Origin of the sequence: Bacillus sanguinis, assembly GCF_018332475.1 — a bacterium.
GTDB classification, from domain to species: domain Bacteria; phylum Bacillota; class Bacilli; order Bacillales; family Bacillaceae_G; genus Bacillus_A; species Bacillus_A sanguinis.
The window spans coordinates 1-5,026 of record NZ_BOQB01000441.1; the positions used below are offsets into that span (position 1 = coordinate 1).

Sequence of the window (5,026 nt, forward strand, 5' to 3'; positions counted from 1 at the left end):
AGCAAACTTTATTTTTTATCGCGAGGATCGTCATACTGTAGTAATTGCCGTGGCAACTTTTCTATTGCAACAATTACCCCCTCTAATTTGCTTTCAATTCGATGGAGTAAATATAATGTTACAACAATTGGAAACCCTACATTACCTATCATCTTGATCCACTCTTCCATCTTTTTCTCCTCCTTTCATTATATAAATAAGAAAAAAGAACACATTTAGGCATAAAAAAACAAGCTATTATGTATTAGCTTGTTTTTTCAAACAATGATGCAATTTCTCGCTTATAATCTCCATGTATAATACCTTTCTCAGTAATAATACCTGTAATTAATTCATTCGGTGTTACATCAAATGCAGGATTATAAACATTAATTCCAACTGGTGCCACTTGTTTCCCAAAAATTTTCGTAACTTCTGTTTCATCTCTTTCTTCAATAACAATTTCTGCGCCTGTTTGTTTCGTAATATCAAATGTCGATAGTGGAGCTGCAACGTAAAACGGAATATTAAAATACTTTGCTAATATAGCTAAATTCATTGTTCCGATTTTATTTGCGGTGTCTCCATTTGCAACAATTCGGTCCGCTCCTACAATAATCGCGCTTATTTCTTTCGTTTGAATAGCATGAGCTGCCGTATTATCTGTAATAAGCGTTACATCAACATCTGCCTGCTTTAATTCCCAGGTCGTTAAGCGACCGCCTTGTAAAACTGGTCTCGTTTCACATGCATATGCATGTAAATGTACACCTTTTTCTTTCCCAATATAAAATGGTGCTAATGCAGTACCATATCTAGCAGTGGCGATACTGCCAGCGTTACAAATTGTTAAAATGTTATCACCGTCTTTAAAACATGTTAATGCATGTTCTCCAATACTCCGGCATACTGCTTCATCTTCTTGCTGAATGAGAAGCGCTTCTTCTTCTAATTTTTTTTGTGCTTCTTTTATTGTAGTAATTTCCCGAATGGATTCTCTCATACGATCGATCGCCCAAAATAAATTGACTGCTGTCGGGCGTGACGTTCCTAAATAATTACAATCTCTATTAAACTTCTTTTGAAATTCTTCAATATGTACGGTGTCATATTTTTTCGATGCAAGCGCCAATCCAAATGCAGCTACAATTCCAATTGCAGGTGCTCCTCGTACTTCTAGCATGACAATACTTTTCCATACCTCTTCAATCGTCGTTAATGTTTTATATTCTGTGCTATGCGGCAACTTTGTTTGATTTAATACTGCAATAGCATCTCCTTTCCAACTGACAGACCTCGGAATCGTAACAATTGTACTCATGCTTTTACCCCTCCAGAAACTGTCTGTTGGAATAATGTTCGGAACAGTTGAATATCAGCGTTCTTAGATTCATATTTTATTAGTTCTCTACCTAAGGATAACGCTTGTTTCTTAGCATGAATTCTCGTTTCTTTATTTGTTATTTCATCTAAATCAGCTACATGCGCTAGACCAATTGTTCTACGGATAAGCTCACATCCTGCAAATCCAACGCCATCCGTAAAAATGTTTTGCAAAATAATTGGTAGCCATTGCTTTTCTTTCGTATATGCTTCTACACCTTCTCCAATCCATAGCTTCGTAAAAGTTTCTACAAAATAACTCCATGTCTTCTCTATATGGAAAAATAGCACATTTCTTTTTTCTTCTTCACGTGATAACGCATTTAATAATAAATTTGCAATAAATTGACCAAGATCAAATCCAAATGGACCATATGTTGCAAATTCTGGATCAATCACTTTCGTTTCAGAAGGTGATGAAAAAATACTACCAGTATGTAAATCACCATGAATGAGTGCTTCTTTTCTCGTTAAAAATTTATATTTATACTGTGCCACTTTTAGTTTGACAGTTTTGTCACTCCATAGTTCATCTACAGCTAGCTGCAAATCTGGTTCATAATCATTCGTATCGTAATGACCAAACGGATCTGTAAACACTAAATCTTCTGTAATTTTGCAAAGGTCTGGGTTTACAAATGCACCTTCTAGTACCCTTTTCTCTTCTGACTCTAATCCGAAATCTGAAGTGTAAAACAACACATGTGCTAGAAAACGACCAATATGTTGGGATAAAAGTGGGTACTCCTCTCCATCTATTAATCCTTTTCTTGTAATTGTTAGTCTTGATAAATCTTCTATGACTGTTACTGCTAACTCTTCATCATGACTGTACACTACCGGCACATATTCCGGCACATACTTCGCAAAAATTTGTAATGCTTTACTTTCAATCGTCGCTCTTTTTATAGACAATGGCCAGCTCTCACCAACTACTTTCGCATATGGCAGTGCTTGTTTTATTATAATAGACTTCTCTCCATCATCTAATTTGAACACGTAATTTAAATTTCCATCTCCAATTTCATGACAAACTACATTTGCTTTCTTTTCAAAATAATCGTGTTCTTTCGCATATTGTATAGCTGTCGTTTCAGTTAATGAATAATATCCCATCGTCTTCTCCCCCTTTTTATATTCAGAGGTTTTTCTGACGTAGAAAAACCTCTTTCCACTAAGAAAGAGGTTTGAAGTTTATCTTCTCCCCTCTTATCTGCCAGAAAGTAAAACTTTCTGCTGGAATTAGCACCGTGCCTTTTGGCGTAATAAACGCCCCATTTCACAATGGTATTACGGTCGGTTGCTGGGCTTCATCGGGCCAAATCCCTCCACCTGCTCTTGATAAGAGTTGTATAATTTTTTTGAATTTTTAACTTTATGTTGAAGACTATACCAAGAATAAAAATCACTTGTCAACATTTTATTTATATAATTCTGGACGACGATCTGCAAAAACTGGAATTCCTTTGCGTACTTCTTTAATTTTCTCAAAATGAAGCTCTCCAAATAAAATTGATTCTTCTTCATTCGCTTCTACAACAACTTCGCCCCAAGGATCGACAATTAAAGAATGACCGGCAAACTCATTATTCGGATCCTTTCCTGCCCTATTACATGCAACAACATAACATTGATTTTCAACTGCTCTTGCTTGCAATAGCAAACGCCAATGTGCTAAACGAACTAATGGCCATTCTGCTACAACAAATAAAACCTTTGCACCTTTCGCAGTATGAACACGCATCCACTCCGGAAAACGAATGTCATAACAAATTGTGCCGGCGCACTCTATATCATCTAACTTAAATTCACCTGTACTATTTCCAGCGATTAAATATTTATGTTCATCCATAAGCTGAAATAAATGCACTTTACTATATTCATTGACTAGTTCTCCTTCCTTGTTTACCACATACATTGTATTTGTAACACCTTGCTCTGTTTGCTTCGCTATAGAACCACCGACAATATGTACACCATATTGCTTCGACCATTCTTTCAACTTTTCTTTCGTTTCCAATCCATCCCTATCTGCAATTTCAAAGAGTCTTGTTAAATCATATCCTGTTGTCCATAGTTCTGGTAAGACAATAACATCCGGTCTTTCCTTCATCGCTTCGCTTATTTTATTTTTAGCATTCTCAATATTTTTTTCTACATCTCCAAAGACAATGTCCATTTGAATACATGCGACTTTCATTTTGTCAGCCCCATTCATAATTTTTTCTTTACAAAATACTGGAAAGATTATATCATTTGTCACTAGAATTGTAACAACTTTCAAAAGAGGTGGAAAGTATGAAATTATTTCAACCTTCTGAGATAGTAACATCATTGCCAACACAATTTTTCGCTTCACTTGTTGCAAAAGTTAACAAAGTCGTAGCAGCTGGTCACGATGTTATTAATCTAGGTCAAGGTAATCCAGATCAACCAACGCCGCAGCATATCGTAAAAGCTTTACAAGATGCTGCTGAAAAGACCATTCATCATAAATATCCGCCATTCCGCGGACATGAAAGTTTAAAAGAAGCCGTGGCAACATTCTATCAACGTGAATATGATGTAGTAGTAAATCCAAAAACTGAAGTTGCTATTTTGTTTGGTGGAAAGGCTGGATTAGTAGAATTACCAATTTGTTTTACAAACCCTGGTGATACTATTCTCGTTCCAGATCCAGGCTATCCAGATTATTTATCCGGAGTTGCTTTAGCAAAAGCACAATTTGAAACAATGCCGCTTATTGCAGAAAATAACTTTTTACCAGATTATACGAAAATTGATGACTCTATTGCCGAGCGTGCAAAATTAATGTTTTTAAACTATCCAAATAACCCTACAGGTGCTACTGCATCAAAAGTTTTCTTTGATGAAACCATTCATTTTGCTAATAAACATAATATATTAGTCGTTCATGATTTTGCTTATGGTGCTATAGGGTTCGATGGTCAAAAGCCTGTTAGTTTCTTACAAGCAGACGGTGCCAAAGATACAGGAATCGAAATTTACACATTATCGAAAACTTTCAATATGGCTGGCTGGCGCATTGCTTTTGCTGTAGGGAATGAAAGTGTGATCGAAACAATTAACTTATTACAAGATCATATGTATGTTAGTATTTTTGGTGCAGTTCAAGATGCTGCCCGCGAAGCACTATTAAGTTCACAGTCTTGCGTAATAGACCTTGTAAATAGTTACGAATCTCGAAGAAACGCTCTTATTTCAGCTTGTCACTCAATTGGTTGGAATGTAGACATTCCAACAGGATCATTCTTTGCATGGCTTCCTGTACCAGAGGGTTATACATCTGAGCAATTTTCTGATATTTTACTAGAAAAAGCACACGTTGCAGTTGCTCCTGGTGTTGGATTTGGTGAACATGGCGAAGGGTACGTCCGTGTTGGTCTCTTGCATACAGAAGATAGATTACGAGAAGCCATTAATCGAATTGATAAATTAAATTTTTTCAAAAAGTAATTGACAACATGAAAAATATCTGACAAAATTCAGTTATCTTAAAAATTTAAACATTTCTAAATACTTCTTATCAAGAGCAGGTGGAGGGACGAGCCCGACGAAACCCGGCAACCGATCTACATAATTGTAGACACGGTGCTAATTCTCGCAGCATTACGCTGACAGATAAGGAGCTGGTTGTAAAAAA

General features: G+C 36.1%; 5 protein-coding genes and 2 riboswitches. Of the genes, 1 reads left to right on the forward strand and 4 read right to left on the reverse strand.

Going from position 1 to position 5,026, the window contains the following annotated elements; all coding sequences use genetic code 11:
• Nucleotides 1-8: 8 nt before the first annotated feature.
• The 4 genes from KI369_RS27365 to KI369_RS27380 form a co-directional block, all read right to left on the reverse strand.
• Nucleotides 9-170, reverse strand: coding sequence for a YvrJ family protein (locus KI369_RS27365; protein ID WP_212958732.1), 162 nt, complete (start codon nt 168-170; stop codon nt 9-11).
• Nucleotides 171-244: 74 nt separating this feature from the next.
• Nucleotides 245-1,300, reverse strand: a complete 1,056-nt coding sequence (mtnA, locus tag KI369_RS27370) for an S-methyl-5-thioribose-1-phosphate isomerase (RefSeq protein WP_212958734.1) — start codon at nt 1,298-1,300, stop codon at nt 245-247.
• Nucleotides 1,297-2,478, reverse strand: a complete 1,182-nt coding sequence (gene mtnK, locus KI369_RS27375) for an S-methyl-5-thioribose kinase (protein WP_212958736.1) — start codon at nt 2,476-2,478, stop codon at nt 1,297-1,299. The genes mtnA and mtnK overlap by 4 nt, the downstream gene beginning before the upstream one ends.
• Nucleotides 2,479-2,568: 90 nt before the next feature.
• A riboswitch (SAM riboswitch) is annotated at nt 2,569-2,710 on the reverse strand.
• Between the two features lie 72 nt (nt 2,711-2,782).
• Nucleotides 2,783-3,646 (reverse strand): carbon-nitrogen family hydrolase, encoded by an 864-nt coding sequence (locus tag KI369_RS27380; protein ID WP_212958740.1) that lies wholly within the window; start codon nt 3,644-3,646, stop codon nt 2,783-2,785.
• A 14-nt stretch (nt 3,647-3,660) separates the two neighbouring features.
• Here KI369_RS27380 and KI369_RS27385 point away from each other — a divergent pair, with 14 nt between their 5' ends.
• Nucleotides 3,661-4,839, forward strand: coding sequence for a pyridoxal phosphate-dependent aminotransferase (locus tag KI369_RS27385; protein WP_212958738.1), 1,179 nt, complete (start codon nt 3,661-3,663; stop codon nt 4,837-4,839).
• 64 nt (nt 4,840-4,903) lie between these two features.
• Nucleotides 4,904-5,011: riboswitch (SAM riboswitch) on the forward strand.
• The last annotated feature ends 15 nt before the right edge of the window (nt 5,012-5,026 follow it).

Coding starts and splice junctions, on each gene's coding strand:
- KI369_RS27385 (WP_212958738.1), top strand. CDS start 3,661: ATGAAATTATTTCAACCTTCTGAGATAGTAACATCATTGCCAACACAA.
- mtnA (WP_212958734.1), bottom strand. CDS start 1,300: ATGAGTACAATTGTTACGATTCCGAGGTCTGTCAGTTGGAAAGGAGAT.
- mtnK (WP_212958736.1), bottom strand. CDS start 2,478: ATGGGATATTATTCATTAACTGAAACGACAGCTATACAATATGCGAAA.
- KI369_RS27365 (WP_212958732.1), bottom strand. CDS start 170: ATGGAAGAGTGGATCAAGATGATAGGTAATGTAGGGTTTCCAATTGTT.